This is a genomic window from Jeotgalibacillus sp. ET6 (assembly GCF_029667115.1).
In the GTDB taxonomy this organism is placed as follows: domain Bacteria; phylum Bacillota; class Bacilli; order Bacillales; family Jeotgalibacillaceae; genus Jeotgalibacillus.
Genome location: NZ_JARUIU010000024.1, coordinates 1 through 583 on the forward strand (window position 1 = coordinate 1; position 583 = coordinate 583).

Below are 583 nucleotides of genomic sequence, written 5' to 3' on the forward strand. Positions count from 1 at the left end.
ATCCGGGTGGGAGACAGTGTCAGGCGGGCAGTTTGACTGGGGCGGTCGCCTCCTAAAGAGTAACGGAGGCGCCCAAAGGTTCCCTCAGAATGGTTGGAAATCATTCGAAGAGTGTAAAGGCATAAGGGAGCTTGACTGCGAGACCTACAAGTCGAGCAGGGTCGAAAGACGGGCTTAGTGATCCGGTGGTTCCGCATGGAAGGGCCATCGCTCAACGGATAAAAGCTACCCCGGGGATAACAGGCTTATCTCCCCCAAGAGTCCACATCGACGGGGAGGTTTGGCACCTCGATGTCGGCTCATCGCATCCTGGGGCTGTAGTCGGTCCCAAGGGTTGGGCTGTTCGCCCATTAAAGCGGTACGCGAGCTGGGTTCAGAACGTCGTGAGACAGTTCGGTCCCTATCCGTCGTGGGCGCAGGAAATTTGAGAGGAGCTGTCCTTAGTACGAGAGGACCGGGATGGACGCACCGCTGGTGTACCAGTTGTCAAGCCATTGGCATCGCTGGGTAGCTATGTGCGGACGGGATAAGTGCTGAAAGCATCTAAGCATGAAGCCCCCCTCAAGATGAGATTTCCCACACG

Annotated in this window: 1 rRNA gene; it reads left to right on the forward strand. The window is 56.8% G+C overall.

The annotated features are described in order from the left end of the window. A 23S ribosomal RNA gene (locus P6709_RS19735) occupies window positions 1-583 on the forward strand; the annotation flags it as partial.